Annotated in this window: 29 protein-coding genes and 3 tRNA genes; 19 read left to right on the forward strand and 13 right to left on the reverse strand. The window is 66.5% G+C overall.

Translation table 11 applies throughout. The features are described from left to right. Positions 1 to 33 precede the first annotated feature (33 nt). From KY49_RS07005 to KY49_RS07020, 4 genes are all read left to right on the forward strand, one after another. Positions 34 to 909 carry an N-acetylmuramoyl-L-alanine amidase gene (locus KY49_RS07005; protein WP_042583933.1) on the forward strand — a complete coding sequence of 292 codons (876 nt, stop codon included), beginning with the start codon at positions 34 to 36 and terminating at the stop codon, positions 907 to 909. An 84-nt stretch (positions 910 to 993) separates the two neighbouring features. After that, on the forward strand, positions 994 to 1,698 hold the full coding sequence (gene rpiA, locus KY49_RS07010; protein WP_042583934.1) for a ribose-5-phosphate isomerase RpiA: 705 nt from the start codon (positions 994 to 996) through the stop codon (positions 1,696 to 1,698). Positions 1,699 to 1,951: 253 nt separating this feature from the next. Next, positions 1,952 to 2,668 (forward strand): FadR/GntR family transcriptional regulator, encoded by a 717-nt coding sequence (locus tag KY49_RS07015; protein WP_042583935.1) that lies wholly within the window; start codon positions 1,952 to 1,954, stop codon positions 2,666 to 2,668. A 101-nt stretch (positions 2,669 to 2,769) separates the two neighbouring features. After that, complete coding sequence (locus KY49_RS07020; protein WP_042584607.1) at positions 2,770 to 3,756, forward strand: Gfo/Idh/MocA family protein; 987 nt, start codon at positions 2,770 to 2,772, stop codon at positions 3,754 to 3,756. A gap of 24 nt (positions 3,757 to 3,780) precedes the next feature. Here KY49_RS07020 and KY49_RS07025 read toward each other — a convergent pair whose 3' ends face one another. The 7 genes from KY49_RS07025 to KY49_RS07055 all read right to left on the reverse strand — a co-directional run bounded on the left by KY49_RS07025 (position 3,781) and on the right by KY49_RS07055 (position 9,275). Next, positions 3,781 to 4,476: an amino acid ABC transporter permease gene (locus KY49_RS07025; RefSeq protein ID WP_042583936.1), complete on the reverse strand. Its 696-nt coding sequence runs from the start codon at positions 4,474 to 4,476 to the stop codon at positions 3,781 to 3,783. A gap of 300 nt (positions 4,477 to 4,776) precedes the next feature. Next, positions 4,777 to 5,571 (reverse strand): cystine ABC transporter substrate-binding protein, encoded by a 795-nt coding sequence (locus tag KY49_RS07030; RefSeq protein WP_010092489.1) that lies wholly within the window; start codon positions 5,569 to 5,571, stop codon positions 4,777 to 4,779. 92 nt (positions 5,572 to 5,663) lie between these two features. Beyond that, positions 5,664 to 6,701, reverse strand: coding sequence for a quinone-dependent dihydroorotate dehydrogenase (locus KY49_RS07035; RefSeq protein WP_042583937.1), 1,038 nt, complete (start codon positions 6,699 to 6,701; stop codon positions 5,664 to 5,666). A gap of 152 nt (positions 6,702 to 6,853) precedes the next feature. After that, complete coding sequence (locus tag KY49_RS07040) at positions 6,854 to 7,684, reverse strand: arginyltransferase (protein ID WP_042583938.1); 831 nt, start codon at positions 7,682 to 7,684, stop codon at positions 6,854 to 6,856. 33 nt (positions 7,685 to 7,717) lie between these two features. Beyond that, positions 7,718 to 8,482: a leucyl/phenylalanyl-tRNA--protein transferase gene (gene aat, locus KY49_RS07045; RefSeq protein ID WP_042583939.1), complete on the reverse strand. Its 765-nt coding sequence runs from the start codon at positions 8,480 to 8,482 to the stop codon at positions 7,718 to 7,720. A gap of 9 nt (positions 8,483 to 8,491) precedes the next feature. Beyond that, positions 8,492 to 9,037, reverse strand: a complete 546-nt coding sequence (locus KY49_RS07050) for an NUDIX hydrolase (protein ID WP_042583940.1) — start codon at positions 9,035 to 9,037, stop codon at positions 8,492 to 8,494. 161 nt (positions 9,038 to 9,198) lie between these two features. Beyond that, positions 9,199 to 9,275, reverse strand: a tRNA-Met gene (locus tag KY49_RS07055). 196 nt (positions 9,276 to 9,471) lie between these two features. Here KY49_RS07055 and KY49_RS07060 point away from each other — a divergent pair. From KY49_RS07060 to KY49_RS07070, 3 genes are read left to right on the forward strand one after another with little or no spacing between them, the layout of a single operon-like run. Beyond that, positions 9,472 to 9,969 carry a heme-degrading domain-containing protein gene (locus KY49_RS07060; protein ID WP_042583941.1) on the forward strand — a complete coding sequence of 166 codons (498 nt, stop codon included), beginning with the start codon at positions 9,472 to 9,474 and terminating at the stop codon, positions 9,967 to 9,969. A 3-nt stretch (positions 9,970 to 9,972) separates the two neighbouring features. Then, positions 9,973 to 10,311 (forward strand): DMT family transporter, encoded by a 339-nt coding sequence (locus KY49_RS07065; RefSeq protein WP_010092483.1) that lies wholly within the window; start codon positions 9,973 to 9,975, stop codon positions 10,309 to 10,311. A 29-nt stretch (positions 10,312 to 10,340) separates the two neighbouring features. Further along, on the forward strand, positions 10,341 to 11,483 hold the full coding sequence (locus tag KY49_RS07070) for an enoyl-CoA hydratase/isomerase family protein (protein WP_042583942.1): 1,143 nt from the start codon (positions 10,341 to 10,343) through the stop codon (positions 11,481 to 11,483). Between the two features lie 95 nt (positions 11,484 to 11,578). Here the strand turns inward: KY49_RS07070 and KY49_RS07075 are convergent, their stop codons facing one another. Beyond that, a complete protein-coding gene (locus KY49_RS07075) occupies positions 11,579 to 12,007 on the reverse strand; it encodes a hypothetical protein (protein WP_010092481.1) in 429 nt (142 codons plus the stop codon). A gap of 339 nt (positions 12,008 to 12,346) precedes the next feature. On the opposite strand from KY49_RS07075, the gene ssuD reads away from it, so the two are divergent. The 8 genes from ssuD to KY49_RS07115 all read left to right on the forward strand — a co-directional run bounded on the left by ssuD (position 12,347) and on the right by KY49_RS07115 (position 17,434). Continuing rightward, positions 12,347 to 13,504, forward strand: a complete 1,158-nt coding sequence (gene ssuD / locus KY49_RS07080) for an FMNH2-dependent alkanesulfonate monooxygenase (RefSeq protein WP_042583943.1) — start codon at positions 12,347 to 12,349, stop codon at positions 13,502 to 13,504. A 17-nt stretch (positions 13,505 to 13,521) separates the two neighbouring features. Then, positions 13,522 to 14,334, forward strand: a complete 813-nt coding sequence (gene ssuC / locus KY49_RS07085) for an aliphatic sulfonate ABC transporter permease SsuC (protein WP_042583944.1) — start codon at positions 13,522 to 13,524, stop codon at positions 14,332 to 14,334. Next, complete coding sequence (locus KY49_RS07090; RefSeq protein ID WP_042583945.1) at positions 14,331 to 15,290, forward strand: ATP-binding cassette domain-containing protein; 960 nt, start codon at positions 14,331 to 14,333, stop codon at positions 15,288 to 15,290. Before ssuC ends, KY49_RS07090 begins: the two co-directional genes overlap by 4 nt. Before the next feature lie 55 nt (positions 15,291 to 15,345). Continuing rightward, a complete protein-coding gene (locus KY49_RS07095) occupies positions 15,346 to 15,561 on the forward strand; it encodes a TOBE domain-containing protein (protein ID WP_006400187.1) in 216 nt (71 codons plus the stop codon). A gap of 139 nt (positions 15,562 to 15,700) precedes the next feature. Then, positions 15,701 to 15,898: a hypothetical protein gene (locus KY49_RS07100; RefSeq protein ID WP_042583946.1), complete on the forward strand. Its 198-nt coding sequence runs from the start codon at positions 15,701 to 15,703 to the stop codon at positions 15,896 to 15,898. A gap of 38 nt (positions 15,899 to 15,936) precedes the next feature. Continuing rightward, positions 15,937 to 16,191: a hypothetical protein gene (locus KY49_RS07105; RefSeq protein WP_042583947.1), complete on the forward strand. Its 255-nt coding sequence runs from the start codon at positions 15,937 to 15,939 to the stop codon at positions 16,189 to 16,191. Between the two features lie 72 nt (positions 16,192 to 16,263). Further along, positions 16,264 to 17,283 carry a tRNA dihydrouridine(20/20a) synthase DusA gene (dusA, locus tag KY49_RS07110; protein ID WP_071734106.1) on the forward strand — a complete coding sequence of 340 codons (1,020 nt, stop codon included), beginning with the start codon at positions 16,264 to 16,266 and terminating at the stop codon, positions 17,281 to 17,283. 75 nt (positions 17,284 to 17,358) lie between these two features. Beyond that, positions 17,359 to 17,434, forward strand: a tRNA-His gene (locus KY49_RS07115). Between the two features lie 88 nt (positions 17,435 to 17,522). On the opposite strand, the gene KY49_RS07120 is transcribed toward KY49_RS07115, so the two are convergent. Beyond that, positions 17,523 to 17,822, reverse strand: a complete 300-nt coding sequence (locus tag KY49_RS07120; protein ID WP_177313330.1) for a hypothetical protein — start codon at positions 17,820 to 17,822, stop codon at positions 17,523 to 17,525. A gap of 88 nt (positions 17,823 to 17,910) precedes the next feature. Here KY49_RS07120 and KY49_RS35205 point away from each other — a divergent pair, with 88 nt between their 5' ends. Continuing rightward, the gene (locus KY49_RS35205; RefSeq protein WP_088502984.1) at positions 17,911 to 18,294 is read left to right on the forward strand and encodes a patatin-like phospholipase family protein; all 384 of its coding nucleotides are present in this window, start codon (positions 17,911 to 17,913) and stop codon (positions 18,292 to 18,294) included. Between the two features lie 44 nt (positions 18,295 to 18,338). Here KY49_RS35205 and KY49_RS07130 read toward each other — a convergent pair whose 3' ends face one another. Further along, positions 18,339 to 19,448, reverse strand: coding sequence for an acyltransferase family protein (locus KY49_RS07130; RefSeq protein WP_042583949.1), 1,110 nt, complete (start codon positions 19,446 to 19,448; stop codon positions 18,339 to 18,341). 195 nt (positions 19,449 to 19,643) lie between these two features. Here KY49_RS07130 and KY49_RS07135 point away from each other — a divergent pair. Further along, positions 19,644 to 19,720: transfer RNA gene (locus tag KY49_RS07135), tRNA-Met, on the forward strand. Positions 19,721 to 19,888: 168 nt separating this feature from the next. Here KY49_RS07135 and KY49_RS07140 read toward each other — a convergent pair. The 3 genes from KY49_RS07140 to KY49_RS34435 form a co-directional block, all read right to left on the reverse strand. Beyond that, positions 19,889 to 20,161, reverse strand: a complete 273-nt coding sequence (locus KY49_RS07140; protein WP_042583950.1) for a hypothetical protein — start codon at positions 20,159 to 20,161, stop codon at positions 19,889 to 19,891. A 419-nt stretch (positions 20,162 to 20,580) separates the two neighbouring features. Then, complete coding sequence (locus tag KY49_RS07150) at positions 20,581 to 20,868, reverse strand: DUF1330 domain-containing protein (RefSeq protein WP_042583952.1); 288 nt, start codon at positions 20,866 to 20,868, stop codon at positions 20,581 to 20,583. A gap of 149 nt (positions 20,869 to 21,017) precedes the next feature. Then, positions 21,018 to 22,004 carry a lysozyme inhibitor LprI family protein gene (locus KY49_RS34435; RefSeq protein WP_156162450.1) on the reverse strand — a complete coding sequence of 329 codons (987 nt, stop codon included), beginning with the start codon at positions 22,002 to 22,004 and terminating at the stop codon, positions 21,018 to 21,020. A 217-nt stretch (positions 22,005 to 22,221) separates the two neighbouring features. Between KY49_RS34435 and KY49_RS07160 the strand changes: the two genes are divergently transcribed. Together KY49_RS07160 and KY49_RS07165 are read left to right on the forward strand one after the other, a co-directional pair. Then, on the forward strand, positions 22,222 to 22,695 hold the full coding sequence (locus KY49_RS07160) for a VOC family protein (RefSeq protein ID WP_042584609.1): 474 nt from the start codon (positions 22,222 to 22,224) through the stop codon (positions 22,693 to 22,695). 285 nt (positions 22,696 to 22,980) lie between these two features. Then, positions 22,981 to 23,208: a hypothetical protein gene (locus KY49_RS07165; protein ID WP_042583953.1), complete on the forward strand. Its 228-nt coding sequence runs from the start codon at positions 22,981 to 22,983 to the stop codon at positions 23,206 to 23,208. Positions 23,209 to 23,226 lie beyond the last annotated feature (18 nt).

Genomic DNA, 23,226 nt, shown 5'->3' on the forward strand with positions numbered 1-23,226 from the left:
AATGGCGCACGCCGTTCCTCCGGATGCCGATCCATGAGACTTTTCATTCGCGGCGCATTCTGCGCCGGCCTCTGCATGCTGGCCGCGTGCACGTCCCCGTCGCTCGTCGGGCGCGGCACGTACTTCGCCGATACGAGCCATCACGCGCAGGGCGCCGATGCGCGCATCCGCTTTCTCGTGATGCACTACACCGAGAGCGGAGAAGTACAATCGCTGCGCACGCTGACGGGCGACGCGGTCAGCGCGCACTACGTCGTGCCGGCGCAGCCGCGCATCGAATGGGGCAAGCCGGTCGTCTATCAGCTCGTTCCGGAAGCGCAGCGCGCGTGGCATGCGGGCGTCAGCGCATGGCAGGGCGCGACGGAGCTGAATGCGGCGTCGATCGGCATCGAGAACGTCAACGGCGGCCCGATCGACACGCCGCAGGGCCGCACCTGGCAGCCGTATCCGCCCGAGCAGGTCGATGCGCTGATCCGCCTGTCGCAAGACATCGTCGCGCGCTACGCGATTGCGCCGACGCGCGTCGTCGGGCACAGCGACATTGCGCCGCAACGCAAGATCGACCCGGGGCCGGCGTTCCCGTGGCGCGCGCTCGCGCAGGCCGGCGTCGGCGCATGGCCGGACGACGCGACGGTCGCCGCGCGTCTGGCCGGCCGCGATCCGCATGCGGCGGTCGACGTGCGCGGGCTGCAGCTCAAGCTGGCGCGCTACGGCTACGACGTGCCGACGGACGGCGTGCTCGACGAGCGTACGCGCCGCGTGTTCGCCGCGTTCCAGATGCATTTCCGGCCGTCCGACCATGCAGGCAACCCGGACTCGGAGAGCGACGCGATCGCGCAGGCGCTGCTCGACAAGTACTTTCCGGGCCAGGCGCCGGCGGAAGACGGCGCGGCTTCCGGCGCACCCTGAGCGCGTCGCGGCCCGAAACGCGCGAATAGGCGCCCGACTCCGGTAAACTGGCGGTTTTCCGCAATCCAGCAGCATTTTTCTCCCATGACTCAAGACGAACTCAAACGCCTCGTCGGCCAGGCCGCGGCCGATTACGTGATCCAGAACGTGCCGGAGGGTGCGGTGATCGGCGTCGGCACCGGCTCGACCGCCAACTGCTTCATCGACGCGCTGGCCGCCGTCAAGTCGCGCTATCGCGGCGCGGTGTCCAGCTCGGTCGCGACGACCGAGCGCCTGAAGGCGCTCGGCATCACGGTGTTCGACCTGAACGACGTCGAATCGCTGCAGGTGTACGTCGACGGCGCGGACGAGATCGACGCGAGCGGCGCGATGATCAAGGGCGGCGGCGGCGCGCTGACGCGCGAGAAGATCGTCGCGTCGGTGGCCGACACGTTCGTGTGCATCGCCGACGCGAGCAAGCGCGTGCCGGTGCTCGGCGCATTCCCGCTGCCGATCGAAGTGGTGCCGATGGCGCGCACCGCGATCGGCCGGCGCGTGACGGCGGCCGGCGGCGTGCCGGTGCTGCGCGTGACGAAGGACGGCGCGCCGTACGTCACCGACAACGGCAACGAGATCATCGACGTGAAGGGCCTGCAGATCACCGATCCGCGCGGCTTCGAAGCGGAGGTCAACGCATGGCCGGGCGTCGTGACGGTCGGCCTGTTCGCGGCGCGCGGCGCGAACCTGTGCCTGCTCGGCACGGAGAACGGCGTCGAGACTATCGTTTATCCCGACGTTTGTAAGAAATGAAAAGCAGTGCGTAATGCACTGCATGTTCAAATCTTGTTTAAAATCGCGGCCCGGCAAGCGCAGAGCGCTTCCCGGGCTTTTTTGGATGCCTTATAAATCCCCGCCGAAACTAAGAGGGATAACCCTGTCAGGTGTTTACCAGATAGCGTAACGGCCTCGAAACTCATCAACTTATAGATCATAAGAACAGTCGTAACCAGGGCCGGCGGAACTGCGGAGCAGGTATTCGCAAATCGACGCACGGGGAGGTGTCATGGAGCAGGGCAAAGACCGGTCACTGGTCGCCAAAGTGATGGATGGACTTGTCGCGGGCATCGTCGAGGACAAGTACGGCGGCATTTTGCCGCCGCAGGATGTGCTGTCGAAGGAATTCGACGTGAGCCGCACGGTCATGCGTGAGGCATTGTCGATGTTGCTGGCGCGCGACATGCTCGACGTCCGTCCGAAAGTCGGTACGCGCGTTCGGCCCATGCGCGACTGGCGCATGATCGACGAGGACGTCGTGAGCTGGCGGTTTCGGGCGAAACCCGATCCGCAGTTCATGCGCGACGTCATCGAATTCAGGATGCTGATCGAGCCGCGCGCGACCGCGCAGGCGGCCGTGCGCGCGAGCGCGGCCGAGGTCGCCGGCATTCGCGAGGCGTTCGAGGCATTCAAGGTGCTGCAGCCGGGCGACCCCGGCTACGACGCGGCCGACGAACTGCTGCATACGCGGATCGTCCACGCGAGCGGCAATCAGTTCTTTCAGCAAATGGCGGCGATCGTGCGCGGCGCGGTGCGGCTCGTGAATCCGCGGGTCGTGCAGAAGGAGGGCGCGCACGACGTGGCGCTCAAGGCGCACGCGCGCGTGGTCGACGCGATCGAGCGCCGCGATCCGCGCGAGGCCGAGGCGGCGTCGCTCGCGCTGATCGACTTCAGCGCCGACGAAATCTCCCGGGACTTCTCCGTCGACGTGCCGGTGCGAGCCTGACCCGGCGCATTCCGTTCATCCGGTCGGCGGCTTGCCGTTTATCATGACGCCCGGCCGGCATGACGTCGGCCATCGTCTCACGACCGACACGGATGATCCGGATGAAAGACCTCGAATCACGCGCGGTGCGCTTCGGCATCGTCGGCGCAGGCAGCATCGCGCGCCGCTTCGCGCAGAGCCTTGCGCACGTACCGGGCGCCGCGCTGGCAGGCGTCTGGGCGCGTCGCGCCGACGCCGCGGCGGCCTTCTGCGCCACCCATGGCGGCACGCCCGCCGCCAGTCTCGACGCGCTCCTCGCGAGCGATGTCGATGCGATCTACATCGCAACGCTCCATGACAGTCATGCCGAATACGCGCTGGCGTCGCTTGCGGCCGGCAAGGCCGTGCTGTGCGAAAAGCCCGCGACGCTCAATGCCGCGCAGCTCGAGACCGTGCTGCGTGCGGCGCGCGACGCCGGCCGGCTGTTCATGGAGGCGATGAAGCCGCCGTTTTTCCCGCTGTACCGCAAGCTGCGCGCGCATCTGCGCGATGACCCGATCGGCGAGATCCGCCTCGTGAGGGCCGGCTGCGCGTCATCGAGCGTGCCCGGCGACCATCCGGTCTATCGCCTTGAGCAGGCGGGCGGCGCGCTGCTCGACATCGGCATCTACGAGACGTTTCTCGCGGTCGACTGGCTCGGCGCGCCACTCGACGTGCAGACGCTGGGGCGGGTCGGCGCGACGGGCGTCGACGTGTTCGCGAGCCTCAACAGCCGCCACGCGAACGGCGGCATCGCGCAGCTCTTCTGCGGGCTCGACGTGATGGGGCGCGGCGACGCGCTGCTGGCCGCGGCGGGCGGGCACGTGACGATCCACGAGAAATGGTGGAATCCGGCGCGCGCGACGATCTGCTATGCGGACGGCCGGGTGGTCGAGCTCGACGCGCCGTTCGACGGCGGCGGCCTCAACTACGAGACCGCGCATTTCTGCGACCTGCTGCGCGCGGGGCAGACCGAAAGCCCGGTGATGACGCACGATCATTCGCGGCGGATGATCGCGATGACCGATGCGGCGCGCGCCGCGCTCGGCGTACGTTACCCGGGGGAGTAAGGCGGCGGTCCGGCGCGTGATGCGTCAGTGCCGCGCCGGCAGCGACAGCCGCTTTTCGTACCAGCGCTGCACCCATTCGAGGATCTGGCACAGCACCCAGTACACGGCGGCGGCGGCCAGGTACAGCGGCAGCGGCTGGTAGGTCGCGGCGATCACTTCCTGCGCGCTGCGCAGCAGCTCGGTGACGGTGATCACCGACACGAGCGACGTGTCCTTGATCAGGCTGATGAGGCTGTTCGACAGGCTCGGCACGGCGATGCGCAGCGCCTGCGGGCCGATCACGTAGCGCAGCGTCTGCCCCCACGACAGCCCGAGGCTGTACGCGGCGAGCCACTGGCCGCGGTGGATGCCGTTGATCGCGCCGCGCATGCTTTCGGACATGTAGGCGGCGACGTTGGCGGACAGCGCGATGACGCCCGCGGGCGTCGGATCGAGCGAGATGCCGAGGCTCGGCAGCCCGTAATAGATCACGAAGATCTGCACGAGCAGCGGCGTGCCGCGCATCACGCTGACGTAGGCGCGCGCGAGCGCCGCGAGCGTGTTCACGACCACGCGTTCGAAGCCGGAGGTGATGCCGTCGCTTTGCCGGATGCCCATCATCGCCAGCACGACGGCGCCCATCAGGCCGAACACCATCGACAGGACGGCGAACTTGACGGTCAGCACGGCCCCTTGGGCAAGTACCGGCAGCGATTGGACGAGCAGGGAAGTGGTCGACATGGAGTGCTAGGGCCTGTTCCCGTGATTAAAAAAATTCATTCCAGGGGCTGGCCGCCAGAAGGGCCGATCGCCGCGTCATGCTCCTTGCGAATACGTTGAGTATTCGCTGCGTCCCATTCCTCGCGCTCGGCCCTTCTGGCGGCCAGCGCAAGCCCGTTATTAGCGGGAACGGGCCCTAAGCGGGGGCATGCGCGAAAGCGCAATCATAAACCGGGCGAAAAGACAAAGGGCGGCATCGTCGAGGATGCCGCCCTTTCGACCCGCCTTCCGGCGGATATGCTGGCGAGCTTGCCTGGGGGCTTACTTGATCGGCTTCGTCACGTCGATGCCGAACCACTTGTCCGAGATCTTCGTGAAGGTGCCGTCGGCTTCGAGCTGCGCCATCGCGTCGCCGATCGCCTTCTGGAACTTCGGGTTGCCCTTCTTGAACGGAATGCCCGACGGGTTCGCCGAGCCGACGTTCGCGCCCGGGCGCAGCGGCAGCTGCGAATTCTTCGTCAGGTACGCGAGCATCAGGCGGTCGTTGAGCGCCGCGTCGAGACGGCCTGCCGCGAGATCGCGCAGGTATTCGGGCGCGCCCGGGTACGTCTTCACGTCGATGCCCGGCACCGACTTCGCCATGTCCATGTAGTTCGTGCCGAGCGCGACGCCCAGCTTCTTGCCCTTGAGGTCCTCGAGCGACTTGAACTGGCGGGTGTCGTCCTTGCGCTGGATCAGCTGCGCGGACGAGTAGGTGTACGCCGGCGAGAAGTCGAGCGTTTCCTTGCGCTTGTCGGTAATGCCGACCTGGTTGGCGATCACGTCGAACTTGCCCGCCTGCAGGCCCGCGATGATGCCGCTCCATTCGGTCGTGACGAATTCCGGCTTCACGCCGAGCTTGGCCGCGACGGCCTTCGCGATGTCGACGTCGAAACCGACCAGCTCGCCCTGCGGGCTCTTCGAGTTGAACGGCGGGAACGTGCCTTCGAGGCCGACCCGCAGCGTGCCGCGCTGTTTCACTTCGTCGAGGAGGTCGGCCGCGTGCGCGGTCGCGGCGGTGAACGACGCGCCGATCAGGCCGGCGACCAGCAGTTTCTTCAGCAGCGCAATTTTCATCGTGTGTTTCCTTACCCGGTCCGGGTCAATGATTCGGATCGATGATAGCGATAACGCTATCAATGGCGAAATTTAGTTTGCTTATGCCTATATTACGACGCTCGAGCGCCGGCCACTGCCTTCACGCATTCGGCGACGAGCGACGGGCCGCGGTAGATGAAGCCGGTGTAGAGCTGGACGAGCGACGCGCCGGCCGCGAGCTTCGCCTGCGCGTCCGCGCCGGAGAAGATGCCGCCGACCCCGATGATCGGCACCGCGCTGCCGAGTTCGGCGTGCAGCTTGCGAATCACCTCGTTCGACGCCTCGAACACCGGCCGCCCGGACAGGCCGCCGGCTTCGTCCGCGTGCGGCAGGCCCTGCACCGCGGCGCGCGACAGCGTCGTGTTGGTCGCGATCACCGCCTCGATCTTGTGGCGCAGCAGCGTGTCGGCGATCTCCTTGACCTGTTCGTCGTCGAGGTCCGGCGCGATCTTCAGCGCGAGCGGCACGAGCTTGCCGTGCAGGTCGGCGAGGCGCTGCTGCTTGTCCTTGAGCGCCGCGAGCAGGGCGTCCAGCTCGCCCGCGCCCTGCAGCTGGCGCAGGTTCTTCGTGTTCGGCGACGAGATGTTGATCGTCACGTAGCTCGCGAACGGATAGACGCGCTCGAGGCAGTAGAGGTAGTCGTCGGCGGCGCGCTCGATCGGCGTATCGGCGTTCTTGCCGATGTTCAGCCCGAGGATGCCGCGGTAGCGGGCCGCCTGCACGTTCTTCACGAACTGGTCGACGCCGCTGTTGTTGAAGCCCATCCGGTTGATCAGCGCATCGGCCTGCGGCAGCCGGAACATGCGCGGGCGCGGGTTGCCGGGCTGCGGGCGCGGCGTGACCGTGCCGACCTCGATGAAGCCGAAGCCGAGCGCCGCGAGGCCGTCGATCGCCGCGCCGTCCTTGTCGAGGCCGGCCGCGAGGCCGACCGGGTTGCGGAACGTGAGTCCCATCACGGTGCGCGGCGCGTCGGGCACGCGGGCCGACAGCGCGCAGGCGAGGCCGGTGCGGCCGGCCGCGCCGAGCGCGCGCAGCGTGAGGTGGTGAGCATCTTCCGCATCCATCTTGAACAGGGATGCGCGGGCCAGCGGATAGAGGGAACTGAACACGGGAATGGGCGACAGCCGAAAATATGACAACCGGCTATTTTACCGGGAGTTGCGCGTCCGGGGCGGCCTTCGCCTGACGCGCGCCGTGACGGCCGGATCGCGTGACGCGGCGGCGGCGCGGGTGGCGCACGGCGCTGCGCCGCACGCGCGTGTCAGATCGAGCCGGAATGCCCGCCGGGGAGCGGCGCGCGCGCGAGCGCCGCGTCGACGGGCGGCAGGTCGAGCCGTTCCGGATCGAGCACCTTCCAGCGCCCGTCGATCAGCCCTTCGAGCGGATGGAAATTCGCCTTGTACGCCATCTTCGGGCTTTCGCGGATCCAGTAGCCGAGATACACGTAGGGCAGGCCGAGGCTTTTCGCCTGCTCGATCTGCCAGAGGATGTTGTAGGTGCCGTAGCTGGTATGCGGGTCGTCCGGCTCGAAGAACGTGTATACGGACGAGAGTCCGTCGCCGAGGATGTCGATCATGCTGACCATGCGCAGCTGGCCGGGCTCGCCGCCCGGCGCATCGAGGTCGCGGAATTCGACGAGGCGCGAATTGATCCGGCTCTGCAGCAGGAACTGCTCGTACTGGTCGCGGCTGTCGCGGTCCATTCCGCCGCCCGCGTGGCGCGCGGACTGGTAGCGCATGTACAGCGCGTAATGCTCTTCGTCGTAATGCAGCGGCGACACCGTCGCGATCAGCGCGCGGTGCCGTTTCCACATCCGCCGCTGCGTGCGGCTCGGCGTGAACGCCGCGACCGGCACGCGCACCGGCACGCACGCGCGGCAGCCGTCGCAGTACGGCCGGTAGGTGAAGACGCCAGATCGCCGGAAGCCGGCCTTGACGAGTTCGGTGTAGATGTCGGAATTGATCAGGTGGCTCGGCGTCGCGACCTGCGAGCGCGCGACGCGGCCGTCCAGGTAACTGCACGGGTAGGGCGCCGTTGCATAGAATTGCAGCGCCGAAAGCGGTGAAAGCGGCAGCTCAGTCGGGTGAGTCATGGGCAGCTCTCGTGGCAAGGAGGGAGTGCCGCGCTAGCGCTCGCTTCCGGCACGGGCCGCCGGTTCGCCGCGGCCCGCCAGCGTGGCGAGCACGCGCTTGTCGAACTGCCACGGAATCGGCGGTTCGGCCACCGCGCGGCGCACGTGAGCGACGAAGGCCTTGCGTGCGATCTCGCGGCCGCCGAGCGACGCTAGATGCGACGTATTCTGCTGGCAGTCTATCATCTCCAGCCCGTGCTCGCGAAGGTGCGCGACCAGCGTGGCCAGCGCGATCTTCGACGCGTCGGTGACGTCGGCGAACATCGATTCGCCGAAGAACATCCGCCCGAACGCGACGCCGTAGAGCCCGCCGACGCGCCGTCCGTCGTGCCAGGTCTCGATGCTGTGCGCGTTGCCGGTGCGATGGAGCGACGTGTACGCGTCGATGATCTCCGCAGTGATCCAGGTGCCGCGCTGGCCGCGTCGCGGCGCCTGCGCGCAGGCGCGCATCACGCCGGCGAAATCGTGGTCGACCCGCACTTCCCATGTCGGCTCGCGCAGCACGCGCCGCAGCGTCTTCTTCAGCGACGGCGACACCTTGAACTCGGCCGGCACGAGGATCATCCGCGGGTCGGGGCTCCACCACAGCACCGGCTGGCCGTCCGAATACCACGGGAAGATGCCGCGCTGGTAGGCCTCGATGAGGCGCGACGGCAGCAGGTCGGCGCTGGCGGCGAGCAGCCCCGGTGCGCCGGTTGCCGGACCGAGCGCCCGTTCGACGGGCGGAAACGGATCGTCTGGGCCGAGCCAGGGGACCATGGGCGGCGCTCAGCCGTTGCGCAGCGAGCGGAAGATGTCGCCGGTGTGGACGCCGTAGTCGCCGGCGGCACGGTCGGCAAAGAAGAATCGCAGGGTCTGGCTGACGGTCGGGAACGCGATTTCGTCCCACGGAATGTCGGCCTCGTCGAACAGCTTGACCTCGAGGCTTTCCTCGCCGGCCTCGAACGCCGAATCGACCAGACGCGCCAGATAGAAAAGGTGCACCTGATGCACGTGCGGCACGTTGAGCAGCGTAAAGAGATTCTGCACCTCGACCCGCGCGCCGGCTTCCTCCAGCGTTTCGCGCGCGGCGGCCTCGGCGGTCGTCTCGCCCATTTCCATGAAGCCCGCCGGCAGCGTCCAGAAGCCGTAGCGCGGCTCGATCGCACGGCGGCACAGCAGCACCTGCTCGCCCCACACGGGGACCGTGCCGACGACGTTGCGCGGATTCTGGTAGTGGATCGTGCCGCATTGATCGCAGACGAAGCGCTCGCGGTTGTCGCCCGGAGGAATGCGCGCGATGACTTCGTGACCGCAGACGGAGCAGAATTTCATGTCGTGTGGAAGGGACGAGGTGATGCGAGTGTATCACCGGGGCGGCGCATTCTCGAACGGCCGAGTCGAGCGGAGGCCGGCGCGCGGGCGTGGCGCAAAGCGCGCGCGGAAAACAAAAAGCCCGGCGCTTGGGCCGGGCTTCCTGCATGAATCGGGACGCTTGGTTGCGGGGGTAGGATTTGAACCTACGACCTTCGGGTTATGAGCCCGACGAGCTGCCAGACTGCTCCACCCCGCGTCCGTCGAAAGGTTGAATTATAAGGAAGTGTTTCCGGCTGCGCAAGCACTTTCTGACAATCGGCTTATAGGGGCTTCCGGGGCCGGTACGGCGGGCTGTGCGCTAGAATCGAGCGGTTTGTGTCGACTCCCCGGCAGCGGCGCCGCATGCGATGGCAGCGGTCCTGGCTGCGCCTCCTTTTCGCTTTGACGGATTCATGGATATTCCTCTCGATCTGCAGTCGATCGGCGCGCAGGAACAGGCGCTCGTCTTTCCCCGTTTCGACGCTGCCCGCGCATGGGCGCTCGGCAGCCGGCTGCATGCGCTCGCCGCGTCGCGCGGCCATGCGGTCGCGATCGACATCGCCACGTTCGGCCAGACGCTGTTCTTTGCCGCGCTGGCCGGCGCGACGCCCGACAACGCCGACTGGGTGCGCCGCAAGCGCAACGTCGTCGCGCATTTCCGCCGCAGCTCGTATGCGATCGGCCTGCGCATGCAGCAGGCCGGCACGACGCTCGCGGACAAGCACGGGCTGCCGGTGACCGAGTATTCGCCGCACGGCGGCGCGTTTCCGCTGACGGTCGACGGCGCCGGCGTGATCGGCTCGGTGACCGTGTCGGGGCTGCGGCAGCGCGCGGACCACGAGCTGGTCGTCGAGGCGCTCTGCGCGGAACTGGGGCAGGACTACGCGGCGCTCGCGCTGGCGAGGAGCTGAGCAATGCAGCTTCCCGGTTACGCGTGGCTCGCGATCGCGATCGTCGCGGAGGTGATCGGCACGTCCGCGCTGCGCGCGGCGGACGGCTTCACCCGTTTCTGGCCGTCCCTGCTCGTCGTGGCGGGCTACGCCACCGCGTTCTACTGCCTGTCGCTGACGCTCAGGACGATGCCCGTCGGCATCATCTATGCGGTGTGGTCGGGCGCGGGCATCGTGCTGATCACGCTCGTCGCGATGCTGCTTTATCGCCAGGTGCCGGACGTGCCGGCGGTGATCGGCCTGTCGCTGATCGTCGCGGGCGTCGTCGTGCTGAACCTGTTCTCGAAGATGCAGGCGCACTGACCGCGCCTGCGACCAGCCGGATTGCTTTCATGACCGATTCCATCCCCGTCGCTTCCGACCAGCCCGACGTGCGCGCCTATGTGGCGAACCGCATCGGCTTTCTCGAACTGAACCGGCCGAAGGCGCTCAACGCGCTGTCGGTCGGGATGATCCGCACGCTGCACGCGGCACTGGACACCTGGCGCGACGATCCCGAGGTCGTCGCGGTCGTCGTATACAGCCCGCACGCGCGCGCGTTCTGCGCGGGCGGCGACGTGCGCTTCTTCCACGACGCGTGGCAACGCGGCGACCGCGACGCGGTCGACACGTTCTTCATCGACGAATACTCGCTGAACCATGCGATCTTCACCTATCCGAAGCCGTACATCGCGCTGATGCACGGCGTCGTGATGGGCGGCGGCATGGGCATTTCGCAGGCGGCGCGACACACGGGCGGGCTGCGCGTCGTCACCGATTCGACGAAGATGGCGATGCCGGAAACGCGCATCGGCCTGTTCCCCGACGTCGGGATGAGCTGGTTCCTCGCGCGCACGCCCGGCGCGATCGGCCGCTATCTCGCGGTGACCGGCGCGACGCTCGATGCGGCGGGGGCGCTGTACGCGCAGCTCGCCGACGTCTATGTGCCCGACGCGGCGCTGCCGGCATTGCTCGACGCGTTGCGCCACGAACGCTTCGACAGCGGTGCGCAGGCGGTCGAGTGCGTGGCCGCGGCGGCCGCGGCGCACAAGGTCGTGCCGACGCCCGATACGTCGGCGCTTGCGGACGCGCGCGCCGGAATCGATCGCCATTTCGCGCAGCCCGATCTCGTCGCGACGCTCGCGTCGCTCGACGCCGAGCAGGATTGCGCGGCGGTGGAGGGCTGGGTCGAGAAGGCTGCGCACGCGATGCGCAGCCAGCTGTCGCCGCTGTCGATGGCGGTCTCGCTGGAAGTGGTCGAGCGCGCGCGCGGCGCGACGATGGCCGATTGCCTGCGGCGCGACCTCGACCTGACGCGCTCGACGTTCGCGCGCGGTGACGTAATCGAAGGCGTGCGCGCGCTGATCGTCGACAAGGACCAGCAGCCGGCCTGGCGCTTCAAGTCGATTGCGGACGTCGACCGCGCGGACGTGCTGGCGATGTTCGACAGCCCGTGGACGCCCGACACGCATCCGCTGCGGAATCTGCGCGACTGACGGCCGCTTGCGCCATCGGATGAAATAAAACGGCCGCCTGCACATGCAGGCGGCCGCTCGTTTTCAGGCTCGATGCGGGCGAGTGCTTCGGCTTGTCATTCCTCTCGCGCGGCGTCCGACATGAACGCGCGCATGAACACGAGCGCGCCCCAGCCCCACAGCGCATTCGCAGCGAAGCCGACCGCGAGCACTGGCAGCATGTTGCCGGACGGCCAGATGCCGCGCAGCGGATCGATCGCGAACACGCGGGCGGCGGTCAGCACGATCCCGCCGAACACCAGTGCGCCGATCCATGGCGCCTCGCGCTCCGGCGACACGCGCAGCAGCCACGCCATCGGGATGGCACAGCACGCACTGATCAGCGCGTTTGCGACAAATTCAGGAATGCCGAGCGGCGCGAACGGCGCTGTGGAGAAGCCGGCCGCGGCGATCAAGTCCGCGGTGTGAAGCAGCGCGAGCGTCGCCTCACGGAAGAACAGGGCGGCCAGGAAGCCGGACAGGAACGGCAGGATGACTTTCTGCATCGTAAGTGCACCGCGGGCGCGTACGGCCGGGGCCGTCCCCGCGGATTTGTTCGAAATGGTCCGCCATTATAGGGGGTGCCCGGGCGGATATTCGCTCCAGCGTCATGCTAATCACGAAAGCGGAAAACCTAAGCTCAAAAAAATCGTTCCAAAGCCCACCCCCCGTCCCTAGACTGATTTCCCAGAACCCGCCGCGCAACCGCGTACTCGCCCGCCGCGCGGCTGGCCGGCGAGCCATCCCGATTCGAACGCACGCGATGCATGCGCCGCCCGTCCGCGGCGCGAGCAGGGCGGTGCTTTATCTCAATTCTGGCAAGGACAGTCACGCAGGAGCAGCAGATGAATGTGTTCTGGTTTATCCCCACGCATGGCGACAGCCGCTATCTCGGCACCGCTGAAGGCGCGCGCGCCGCGGATTACGACTACTTCAAGCAGGTCGCCGTCGCGGCCGACACACTCGGCTACGAGGGCGTGCTGCTGCCGACCGGCCGCTCCTGCGAGGATGCGTGGGTCGTCGCGTCGAGCCTGATTCCGGCGACGCAGCGGCTGAAGTTCCTCGTCGCGGTGCGGCCCGGCATTGCGTCGCCGGGGCTCGCTGCGCGCATGGCGGCGACGTTCGACCGCCTGTCCGGCGGGCGTCTGCTGATCAACGTCGTGACGGGCGGCGATGCCGCCGAACTCGAAGGCGACGGCCTGTTCGCCGATCACGACACGCGTTATGCGATCACCGACGATTTCCTGCACATCTGGCGCGGCCTGCTCACCGCGTCGCATGACAACGGCGGCTTCGACTATATCGGCAAGCATCTGCAGTCGAAGGGCGGCAAGGCGCTCTATCCGCCGGTGCAGCATCCGCATCCGCCGCTGTGGTTCGGTGGTTCGTCGCCGGCCGCGCATGCGATTGCCGCCGATCACATCGACACCTATCTGACCTGGGGCGAGCCGCCCGAAGCGGTCGCGAAGAAGATCGCCGACGTGCGCGCACGGGCGGCGGAGCGCGGCCGCGAGATCAAGTTCGGCATCCGCCTGCACGTGATCGTGCGCGAGACCGAGGACGAAGCGTGGCGCGACGCCGAGCGCCTGATCAGCCGCCTCGACGACGACACGATCGCGCGTGCGCAGCAGGCGTTCGCGAACATGGATTCGGAAGGCCAGCGCCGCATGGCCGCGCTGCACGGCGGCAAGCGCGGCGGCCGCGAGGCGCTCGAGGTGTACCCGAACCTGTGGGCCGGCGTCGGCCTCGTGCGCGGCGGCGCGGGCACCGCGCTCGTCGGCAATCCGGAACAGGTCGCGGAACGCATGCGCGAATACGCCGAGCTCGGCATCGAGACCTTCATCCTGTCCGGCTATCCGCACCTCGAGGAATCGTATCGCTTCGCCGAACTCGTGTTCCCGCTGATCAAGGGGCCGCGCGCGTCGAAGGCCACCGGCCCGCTGTCCGGCCCGTTCGGCGAGGTCGTCGGCAACAACTATCTGCCGAAGGCGAGCCAGAGCTGAGCGAACGGAGGGCTGCAATGACAACGAAACCGTCGACGGCGGGCGGCGGCATCGCCGCCCGCGCGTGGCGCGGCGCGGCGCCGTGGCTCGTGCCGCTCGCGCTCCTGATCGTCTGGGAAGCCGGCGCGCGCATCGGCTGGCTGTCGACCCGCGTGCTGCCGGAGCCGGTCGCCGTCGTGCGCGCCGCGTGGTCGCTCGTCGCGTCCGGCGAGCTGTGGGCGAACGTGAAGGTCAGCACCTGGCGCGCGCTGCTCGGCTTCGCGCTCGGCGGCGGCGTCGGCCTCGCGCTGGGGCTCGCGACCGGCCTGTCGAAAGCCGCCGAGGTCGCGCTCGATTCGACGATCCAGATGATCCGCAACATCCCCGCGCTCGCGATGATCCCGCTCGTGATCCTGTGGTTCGGCATCGACGAGAAGGCGAAGCTGTTCCTCGTCGCGCTCGGCGTGTTCTTTCCGATCTACATCAACACGTATCACGGGATCCGCTCGGTCGACGCGAACCTGATCGAGATGGCGAAAAGCTACGGCGTGCGCGGCTTCGCGCTCTATCGCGACGTGATCCTGCCCGGCGCGCTGCCGTCGATCCTCGTCGGCGTGCGCTTCGCGCTCGGGCTGATGTGGGTGATGCTGATCGTCGCGGAAACGATTTCCGCGCAGTCCGGCATCGGCTACATGACGATGAACGCGCGCGAATTCCTGCAGACCGATGTCGTGGTGGTCGGCATCCTGCTGTACGCGGTGCTCGGCAAGGTCGCCGACGTGTTCGCGAAGTGGCTCGAGCGCGCGACGCTGCGCTGGCACCCCGCCTATCAATCAGGAGCACAGACATGAATGCGACGATTTCGGCGGCCGGATTCGGGCCGCTTGCCGCCGCGGACCTCGAGGCGGAATTCACACAGGCGCGCATCGCGGACGGCGACGCCCGCGATGCCGCGGTGCTCGAGCGCGACAGCGGCGCCTCGGTCGTGCCGCTCGCGCGACGTCATCGAGGCGGCGCGGCAGGCTCCGCGGCAGACGATGCGGTCACGCTGAGCGGCGTCGGCAAGCGCTTCGGCGCGCGCACCGTCCTCGACAACGTCGATCTCGGCATCGCGCGCGGCAGCTTTGTCGCGATCGTCGGCCGCAGCGGCTGCGGCAAGTCGACGCTGCTGCGGCTCGTCGCGGGCCTCGAGCAGCCGAGCACCGGCGTGCTCACGGCGCGCGGCGAGGGCGGCGGCGCGCTCGACACGCGGATCATGTACCAGGACGCGCGCCTGCTGCCGTGGAAGACCGTGCTGCAGAACGTGATGCTCGGGCTCGGGCGCGGCGCCCGCGACGATGCGCGCGCGGTGCTCGACGAGGTCGGCTTGCTCGAACGCGCCAACGACTGGCCCGCGCAGTTGTCGGGCGGGCAGCGGCAGCGCGTCGCGCTCGCGCGCGCACTCGTGCATCGGCCGCAACTGCTGCTGCTCGACGAACCGCTCGGCGCGCTCGACGCGCTGACCCGCATCGAGATGCATGCGCTGATCGAGCGCCTGTGGCGCGAGCACCGGTTTACGGCGCTGCTCGTCACGCACGACGTGCAGGAAGCCATCGCGCTCGGCGACCGGATCCTGCTGATCGAGCAGGGGCGTGTCGCGCTCGACCAGCCGGTGCCGCTCGACCGGCCGCGCGAGCGCGCGTCGGCCGCGTTCGCGGCGCTCGAGGATCGCGTGCTGAGGCGCGTGCTGGCGGGCGGGCCGGCCGCGCAGCCTGCCCGCGACGCGCAGGGCGCCCGGCCCGCCGGGCGGATTCGCTGGGCCGTCTAACCGGGGCGGCGTCGGCCGCCCGTCTTGAAACTTTTTCTTCGGAGCGATCATCCCGATGAGCATTACTGCAATCAACGTGCGCAACCAGTTCAAAGGCAAGGTGAAGGAGATCATCCGCGGGCCCGTGGTGTCCGAGGTCGACGTCGAAACGCCTTTCGGCATCGTCACGTCGGTGATCACGACCCGCTCGGTCGACGAACTCGAACTGAAGGTCGGCGCGGAAGTCGTTGCGCTCGTGAAGTCCACGGAAGTGTCGATCGCACGGCTCTGAGCGCGACTGAAGGTGCGGAGGCCGTCGGCGGGCACGGCAGCCCGCCGCGGTGTCCGGCGCTGCCCGCTGCGTGATCGCATCGGTGTTCGCCGTCTGGGCGAAGTGCTAGGATGGAACGACACCGACGCGGAGGCAGCGCATGATCCCCATCCTTTCTCCCGAAGCCATCGAGGCGCTGAAATGGATCGACCAGTTCGGCGACAGCCGGCCGGTGCCGGCGGCGTTCAGCGACATCGTCTACGTGCTGCTGAACGAAGGGCTGATCTATCAGGCGGCCGCCGACCGGGTCGATCTCACCGCTGACGGCAAGGCCGTCTTGTCCGACGAATACGACTGAGCGCCCCGTACGGGGCCTCGAGCATCGACGGGGGCGCGATGGAACTGAAAGGCAGCGATCTCGGCGACTACAGCGAGCCGTACCGCGGCTTCGAGATCGAAGTGAAGACCGAGCAGGTGTGGGACGGCGAGCACGTGCACTACCGCGTGCTGCAAGGCGACGCGGTGCGGATCGACTGGCGGCTCGTGAAGGTCGACGGGCTGCTGCTGACCGAGCGCCGGGTGATCGAGCGCGTGCTGAACGAGGCGCGGCGCGCGGTCGATGCGGAGCTTGCCGGCGACGCGGATGCATAGCGCCGGGCGGGCAGGGCGCCGGTTGCGGTAAAATGGCAGGTTGCTTCCTGCGCCGCTCGTTGCCCGAATTCCATGCCCGTTTCGTCTTCGCTTCCTCCCCGCCGCGTGTCCGTGGCGCCCATGCTGGACTGGACCGACCGTCATTGCCGGTCGTTCCACCGGACGCTCACGCGCCATACGTGGCTCTATACGGAAATGATCACGACCGGCGCGCTGCTGTTCGGCGACGCGCAGCGCCACCTCGCGTTCACGCCGAGCGAATCGCCGGTCGCGCTGCAGCTCGGCGGCAGCGAACGGGACGATCTCGCGCGCGCCGCGAAGCTCGGCGAACAGTGGGGCTACGACGAAATCAACCTGAACTGCGGGTGCCCGTCGGAACGGGTGCAGCGCGGCGCGTTCGGCGCGTGCCTGATGAACGAGCCGCAACTCGTCGCGGATTGCGTGAAGGCGATGCGCGACGCCGTGTCGGTGCCGGTGACCGTCAAGCACCGGATCGGCGTCGATGCGGTCGAAGAGTATGCGTTCGTGCGGGATTTCGTCGGCACGGTTGCTGAGGCGGGCTGCGAAGTGTTCGTCGTGCATGCACGCAACGCGATCCTGAAAGGGCTGTCGCCGAAGGAAAACCGCGAGATTCCGCCGCTCAAGTACGACTATGCATATCGGCTGAAACGCGACTTCCCGTCGCTGGAGATCGTGATCAACGGCGGCATCAAGACGCTGGACGAGGTTGCGCAGCATCTCGAACACGTTGACGGCGTGATGCTCGGCCGCGAGGCGTATCACAATCCTTATGTGCTGGCGGGCGTCGATGCGCGGTTCTATGGCGCGAACGACGCGGCGCCGACGCGCGAGGAAGCGGAAGCGCGGTTGATCGAATACTGCGCGGCGGAGCTGAAGCGCGGCACGTACCTCGGTGCGGTCGTGCGCCACGCGCTCGGGCTGTATCGCGGCGTTGCGGGCGCGCGCGGCTGGCGGCGCGTGCTGTCGGACAACAAGAAGCTCGCGCGCGGCGATCTGGCCGTGTTCGACGAGGCGCGGGCGCATCTTTACGCGGCCGAAGAAATTTTTGAAAAAAACGCTTGGCAAGAATAAAAAAGCTCCATATAATTTCACTTCTTCGCTGCTGAACAACAAAGCGACGCAGCAAAGAAGCAAGCGGTATCAGTGGTGGCTGTAGCTCAGTTGGTAGAGTCCAGGATTGTGATTCCTGTTGTCGTGGGTTCGAGTCCCATCAGCCACCCCACAGAATTCCCAGCGGTATCAAAGCTTTAGCGAACGGCACTGAGATTTTATCCAGTGCCGTTTTTGCTTTGGAATTCCCGAAATGGGCATTACATGCCCCTGCGCCTCACGATCTTCGCGCGATCGTAGACGCGCGCGGTCGTCGCCGGATTCGCATGCAGATCCGGCAGTGCACCGCGTTCCGCCTTGTGTCTGGTGACGTAATAGGCGCGCAGGTCGTGGAGCGCGAACCGCTTTCGATCTTCTTCAGCACGAGCGCTTTGCTGATCACCGTCGACCACTCGGTCTTGAAGCCGGCCGGTCTGTGGTGGGTCGCCTACCGGGTCGAGAACATATCCGGCACTCATCCTTGCGGGCGGCGCGCAGGCGCGCGCGAGCAGCTCCGACATCGCCAGCGTGATTTCGATGTGCTCGATACCTCACCGCGCTTCTTTGCACGTTTGACGTGGATCACGCCAGCATCGGACACCAGGCGCTCTGCACCGGCGACGCGCTGCTGCAGTACCTGCTCGACGCGACGAACGGGAAGACCTTCGCGCAGCTCGACGTCGACCGGACGGTAACGCGGCGAACCTTCCGACAAAGCGCGAGCTCCAGTTCTCGAAGGAGGCGACGCCGGACGTGCCGATCGCGCTGGCAGCGCGCGCGAGCGCATCGATCTCGATCGTGTTCGCACCCGTCGCGGTGGCCGGCGGCTCGATGGTCGACGGTGGCACGTGCAACAACATGCCGGTCAACGACCTGCCTGCGCTCGACAGCCTCAGCGGTGCATCGATCGTACGCGTTCCGGCCGGCTACGCGAGCTCATTCGACCGGCATATGCCGGTCGCGACACGCCAGCGCCTCTGCGGCGATGGATAAGCAAAGACGACGGCGGCTCTGCCTGTGGTGGTCGCGCCTTCTCATCAATCCGCCGCTGTTCCGGTCGGCGCGGGCGCCTGAAATGCCGCTGCCGACCATGCGTTGAATCTCCTCCGGAACGGGATCTCGACTATCTGGTTCATTCGATACGCGAGGGCGAACGAGGCCATCAAGAACAATGTTCCTTCGACAAGGTGTGCGGATGGGCTGGTCAGGATGTTGGACGCTGCGCTTAGGAGTGGCCGAAAAATTGCGTGTCCGAGGTATAGGGAATAGGAGAGGGCGCCGAGATATTGCGCGAAGCGCGTCTGAAATAGCCGCGCGACTGGCCCGGTATCTCGACCTAGGGATGCGATCAACACGCCGAACACGATGGGTGCCAGAAACGCCGATCCGCGCACGAGATCAGCGAACATGATGAGCAGCACTGCGGCAACGAACGCGATGGTTTGAACTGACGTGCGCGCCGCGGCGACAACCCAGCAGCGGTCACGGTATTCCGCGATGAGCGCTCCGATGAAGAAGCCAGCGATGCAGCGCGCCCAGCCGTAATCGAACGTCAGATCAAGGCAAAGACGGTGCTCGATGCAGAGTTGCGAGTTCAGCGATGACCAGATCGCGATCGCATATCCCGTCAGGGCGAGGGAGATGAAAGCGGCGATGCGCTGGCGGTTCCGAAGAGCTAGGCAAACGACCCCGAACATCAAGTAGACGTAAAACTCGTCGCTGCTACTCCAACTTACGGCCGTGCCGATGTCGTGGTCGAATAGATGCAGCCCCTGCGTCATGAAAACTATCCCGAGCACTTCGCCGACCGTGGGGAGTGTCGGTTGCGGGATATCCGCATGCATGCTCGTAAGCGCCGCATAAATTGCACTGGGAACCAGGTAGCACAGCACGCTCGCAGTCATATGCGTAGGCCATAGGCGACCGACTCGCCTGACGATGAAACTCGTCAACTGGTTCGGGTTATCGATGCGAGCGCTGTATGCGTTCGCGATCACGAACCCGCTGAGAACGAAAAATAAGTCGACAGCCAGATAGCCGTTACGGGTCACTTCCAGTCCCGGCAGGCTGAAATGCATATGGAATAAAACAACGAATACGGCGGCCGCGCCGCGCAGCCCCTCAAGGCTGAGATTGGTCTTCCGCATCGTTGCTCCCCGACCGCTTTGTTTTTTGGATACGTGCCCTGAGTTATAGGGGGAAACCGCGCCGGGCTCAATGAATCATAGGGAAAGTCGTTACGTCGGTCTCACGGCGTTTCGCCGGCTTCGCATGGCGGGGCGCAGTTCAGAAAGCGGGCTATTTCGATTGCATCGGCGAACCTGTTCGCCTACAATCTCGGCCGCGGGGTGGAGCAGTCTGGCAGCTCGTCGGGCTCATAACCCGAAGGTCATAGGTTCAAATCCTATCCCCGCAACCAACATTGAAGCCCGCTCTGCGAACGCAAGCGGGCTTTTTGCATTGAGCGATCGATATGGGATTCCGCATCCTCGAATCCCGAATGTACAGAGACCCGATATCCGATCAATGCGACGGTCATCCAGCCATCACGACCGAACGTCACACATCGCCAATCCGAACGCCGACATCATTCGCCCGACTTCCCCCACGACTCCGGATCGCCCCCCTGCTGATCATCCGGAGGAGGCAGGTCGAGAACGAGTTTGACGGCGCTCGTGTTGGCCTTGAGCGAAAACACCCGGCCGATGACGAGAAACGTCTGTTGCAAATTCTCGAGCTCGACGAAGTCGCCCGGTTGCGGGAGATGCGCACCCTGGTCGTACGAAAAGCTGGTGCCGGTTTGATCGCCGACCGCGTGCGCGGCCAGTTCGGTGAATTCGATCGTGATGTGCGTGGTCATGCGAAACCTGCCGTGTGTGGGATGAAGTGGTCAGAGGCTTCAATTCTCGCATAGCGGAGCTTAGCCTCTTGGAGTATCAGCAGGATGAACGTCGTGACGCGCCGTAGCCGCATCTCTCCGCGGGTTGTTGACGTCCCCGTGGACCCAGAGGCCACGGGGACCTTTTTCGCTGTGCGGCCGAAACCAATCAGGATCCCGGCCATGCGAACTGTGATGGTTCAACGCAAGCGAAAATGTGCATCCGGCTGCAATCCCCGGACCAGTAAACTTCGAGACGTCTGACCTTACCCGAATGCGTCAAGACCTTCGGTCAGGCACCGTGTCTCTCAACGGTTTTTCACATCCCCACGGTTTCAAGGCCCGTGGGGATTTTTTTCGCGCGAATGCGAAGCCGGGCGGTTCTTCGGCAGCCGCTTCGCTCACGCGCCCTCGACCAGCACCGCGCGATAGCGCCCACCCTTGAAGCGATGCTGGGCGACAGACTGGTATTCGGGGCTGTCATACCATGCGTGCGCCGCCGCCTTCGACGGAAACTCGACGATCACGACGCCTTCCGGGCCTTCGCCCTCGAGCGTCTCCTGATCGCCGTACGCAGCGAGCACCTTCAACGGATGGCCGGCGAGCGTCGCGCCGACCTTGCTCTGGTAGATGTCGAGTTCCTGCTGATCCTGCGTGCTTTCAAGGGTGAAGACGATATAGGTCGCCAAGATGACACTCCTCATGCGGTTCGGAAACGACCCGACGACCGCGGGGCCATCGGGCTGCCTGATGTGATGTTGCGCGACTCGCGACGCGATCGCGGCATCGATCGTACACCGCAGCCGCAGTTGCCGCTCGCACCCGGCACGACCAGTCCTTATTGCGACAGATAGCGCACCTTCCGCTGCCACTTGCCGTTGACCAGGCGCTCGTCGGTGATCGCCATCCTGCCGTCGCCGCGCATGCCATCCTCGATATGCCGTTCCACCGCGACCGGCAGATTCCGCTCGACGCGATAGACGGTCGTCTCGTGATAGCAGCATCCGCTCTTGCCGAGCGTCCGGAGCCGCTTGTTTTTGGTGTCGACGTCGAAGAAACCGAGCGAGGAGCGGGTCAGCTCACTCATCGCGTCATTGAGGATGAACTTGCCGCCGTTCGGATCGAACACGTAGACGTCGTAGCTCGGCCCGCCATAGCTGCCCTCGTTGCCGGTCTGGACGCCGAAATCGTCGTGACCGTCGAAGTTGAAGTCGCCGACATTGATAACGCCCTGATAGTCGTAAAGCCGGGCGGAATTGGCGAGCGGCTTGCCGGATGCCATCAGCGTCGCGAAGATCATCGGCATGTCGATCGTCTGCAGCGGCTTTGCCGCGCCTTTCCGGTAGACGGATATTTGCCCGGGCGCATTGCAGGTCTCGCTGTCCTTGCCCTTCGGGGTCGGGCAATCGGCGTACATCCGCACATTGAAGTCGAACTGCGTGGAGACATCGTCGAGCCGGAATCGGCTGCCGCCCCCGTTTTTCACGGCATCGGGGAAGTCCGGCAAGTCCTGCAGTTCGTCGATCCGCCGTCGATACGCGTCTTTCAGTACGCGCACGTCGATGCGCGCGTTGGGCTGCAGCGATTTCAGCCACGCACGCTGCGTCGTGCGCACGCCGTTTCGCGTTTCGCCGTCGGTCAGGCTGAGCGCAACGCGATAAGTATCGTCGAGCTGTTCATCGAGCCGGGACAATTCCGCGTCGCCGCAGATGGCGCGCTCGACGTCGGTGCGCGCCGCGCGGCAATCGAAACTGGCCGCGACGGCGTGGACGGGCAGCCACGACAAGGCGGCGACGCACAGCGAAGCGGCGAGGCGATGAAGCATGCGCTTCGCGCGCGCTCGACGCCAGCCGGAAATATAGCGCCGACCGGGCCGGCGCGGGCCGGCGAAACCGTCGGCAGATCGCAGCGCCACTGCGCCGAAAAAATTTCAGCCCGGTCTGTCGATTTCGCGTTTGCTCGCCCGTCGTATGGTCGCAGGCGTGCGCATCGCGCGCTGCATTCCGTTTTCCGATCCGACAACCGACTCAAGGAGCCCGCTCATGTCCACGTCCGTCAAACCGATCCCCGAAGGGATGCGCACGCTTACGCCGCACCTGATCTGCGCCGGCGCCGCCGATGCGATCGAGTTCTACCGGCAGGCGTTCAACGCGGTCGAGCGGGTGCGCCTGCCAGCCCCGAACGGCAAGCTGATGCACGCCTGCCTGACGATCGGCGATTCGTCGCTGATGCTCGTCGACGAAATGCCCGAGCACGGCGCGCTCGGACCGAAGGCATTGAAAGGAACGCCCGTGTGCCTGCATCTGTTCGTGCCGGACGTCGACGCGGCGATCGCGCAGGCCGTCGCGGCCGGCGCGAAGGTCACGATGCCGGCGGCCGACATGTTCTGGGGCGATCGCTATGGCCAGGTCGAGGATCCGTTCGGGCATCGCTGGTCGCTCGCAACGCATCAGCGCGACCTGACGCCGGAGCAGATCCGCGACGCAATGGCCAGCGCGCCCGGCTGCGGAGGCTGAGCGGTTCCGGCCAGCCGGGCATGCACGTGTCGGGCGAGGGTCTCGAAGCCACGGCGGTCGATCAACTGCGTGAGATCGTCGGTGGTTGCGAGATGCCGCGCGGCGATCTCGCGTTCGGGCATGCGGGCGAAGTCTTCGAGCGGCGACGGTTCGTCGTGGTCGAGCGAAGGCGGATGTGTGCCGCCCCGTGCGCCGTCCGTCGCGCGTGTACGCGTCGCAGTCCGACTAAAGTCGTTCATTGCGATGCCGTAAACAAAGCGAAGCTATTGTTCAAGATAACGCAACATGGTCCGTCTCCTGTACGCTGGGTATCTCGCTTTTGCGCTCTACATCATCTATCCGATGGTCCAGAACTACCTCGCGGCCGACGAGGCGTGCCTTCGCGGCGCATCGTCGATGAGCGTCGCCGCCGCGGTCACGCCTGCGGCCAGCGACGCACACGCGCGCAAGCGCAACTGCGCGCTGGAGGCGCAGATCAACGTCGTTGCCGGGCGGTCAGGCGAGAGCCATTGAGCGCATCGGCGCAGCGAA

Origin of the sequence: Burkholderia sp. MSHR3999 (assembly GCF_000833595.1) — a bacterium.
GTDB classification, from domain to species: domain Bacteria; phylum Pseudomonadota; class Gammaproteobacteria; order Burkholderiales; family Burkholderiaceae; genus Burkholderia; species Burkholderia ubonensis.

What these genes read in the sequence shown, in the direction of transcription:
- KY49_RS07005 (WP_042583933.1), top strand. Translation starts at nt 34, where the DNA reads ATGAGACTTTTCATTCGCGGCGCATTCTGCGCCGGCCTCTGCATGCTG.
- rpiA (WP_042583934.1), top strand. Translation starts at nt 994, where the DNA reads ATGACTCAAGACGAACTCAAACGCCTCGTCGGCCAGGCCGCGGCCGAT.
- KY49_RS07015 (WP_042583935.1), top strand. Translation starts at nt 1,952, where the DNA reads ATGGAGCAGGGCAAAGACCGGTCACTGGTCGCCAAAGTGATGGATGGA.
- KY49_RS07020 (WP_042584607.1), top strand. Translation starts at nt 2,770, where the DNA reads ATGAAAGACCTCGAATCACGCGCGGTGCGCTTCGGCATCGTCGGCGCA.
- KY49_RS07025 (WP_042583936.1), bottom strand. Translation starts at nt 4,476, where the DNA reads ATGTCGACCACTTCCCTGCTCGTCCAATCGCTGCCGGTACTTGCCCAA.
- KY49_RS07030 (WP_010092489.1), bottom strand. Translation starts at nt 5,571, where the DNA reads ATGAAAATTGCGCTGCTGAAGAAACTGCTGGTCGCCGGCCTGATCGGC.
- KY49_RS07040 (WP_042583938.1), bottom strand. Translation starts at nt 7,684, where the DNA reads ATGACTCACCCGACTGAGCTGCCGCTTTCACCGCTTTCGGCGCTGCAA.
- aat (WP_042583939.1), bottom strand. Translation starts at nt 8,482, where the DNA reads ATGGTCCCCTGGCTCGGCCCAGACGATCCGTTTCCGCCCGTCGAACGG.
- KY49_RS07050 (WP_042583940.1), bottom strand. Translation starts at nt 9,037, where the DNA reads ATGAAATTCTGCTCCGTCTGCGGTCACGAAGTCATCGCGCGCATTCCT.
- KY49_RS07060 (WP_042583941.1), top strand. Translation starts at nt 9,472, where the DNA reads ATGGATATTCCTCTCGATCTGCAGTCGATCGGCGCGCAGGAACAGGCG.
- KY49_RS07065 (WP_010092483.1), top strand. Translation starts at nt 9,973, where the DNA reads ATGCAGCTTCCCGGTTACGCGTGGCTCGCGATCGCGATCGTCGCGGAG.
- KY49_RS07070 (WP_042583942.1), top strand. Translation starts at nt 10,341, where the DNA reads ATGACCGATTCCATCCCCGTCGCTTCCGACCAGCCCGACGTGCGCGCC.
- KY49_RS07075 (WP_010092481.1), bottom strand. Translation starts at nt 12,007, where the DNA reads ATGCAGAAAGTCATCCTGCCGTTCCTGTCCGGCTTCCTGGCCGCCCTG.
- ssuD (WP_042583943.1), top strand. Translation starts at nt 12,347, where the DNA reads ATGAATGTGTTCTGGTTTATCCCCACGCATGGCGACAGCCGCTATCTC.
- ssuC (WP_042583944.1), top strand. Translation starts at nt 13,522, where the DNA reads ATGACAACGAAACCGTCGACGGCGGGCGGCGGCATCGCCGCCCGCGCG.
- KY49_RS07090 (WP_042583945.1), top strand. Translation starts at nt 14,331, where the DNA reads ATGAATGCGACGATTTCGGCGGCCGGATTCGGGCCGCTTGCCGCCGCG.
- KY49_RS07095 (WP_006400187.1), top strand. Translation starts at nt 15,346, where the DNA reads ATGAGCATTACTGCAATCAACGTGCGCAACCAGTTCAAAGGCAAGGTG.
- KY49_RS07100 (WP_042583946.1), top strand. Translation starts at nt 15,701, where the DNA reads ATGATCCCCATCCTTTCTCCCGAAGCCATCGAGGCGCTGAAATGGATC.
- KY49_RS07105 (WP_042583947.1), top strand. Translation starts at nt 15,937, where the DNA reads ATGGAACTGAAAGGCAGCGATCTCGGCGACTACAGCGAGCCGTACCGC.
- dusA (WP_071734106.1), top strand. Translation starts at nt 16,264, where the DNA reads ATGCCCGTTTCGTCTTCGCTTCCTCCCCGCCGCGTGTCCGTGGCGCCC.
- KY49_RS07120 (WP_177313330.1), bottom strand. Translation starts at nt 17,822, where the DNA reads ATGTCGGAGCTGCTCGCGCGCGCCTGCGCGCCGCCCGCAAGGATGAGT.
- KY49_RS07130 (WP_042583949.1), bottom strand. Translation starts at nt 19,448, where the DNA reads ATGCGGAAGACCAATCTCAGCCTTGAGGGGCTGCGCGGCGCGGCCGCC.
- KY49_RS07140 (WP_042583950.1), bottom strand. Translation starts at nt 20,161, where the DNA reads ATGACCACGCACATCACGATCGAATTCACCGAACTGGCCGCGCACGCG.
- KY49_RS34435 (WP_156162450.1), bottom strand. Translation starts at nt 22,004, where the DNA reads ATGCTTCATCGCCTCGCCGCTTCGCTGTGCGTCGCCGCCTTGTCGTGG.
- KY49_RS07160 (WP_042584609.1), top strand. Translation starts at nt 22,222, where the DNA reads ATGTCCACGTCCGTCAAACCGATCCCCGAAGGGATGCGCACGCTTACG.
- KY49_RS07165 (WP_042583953.1), top strand. Translation starts at nt 22,981, where the DNA reads ATGGTCCGTCTCCTGTACGCTGGGTATCTCGCTTTTGCGCTCTACATC.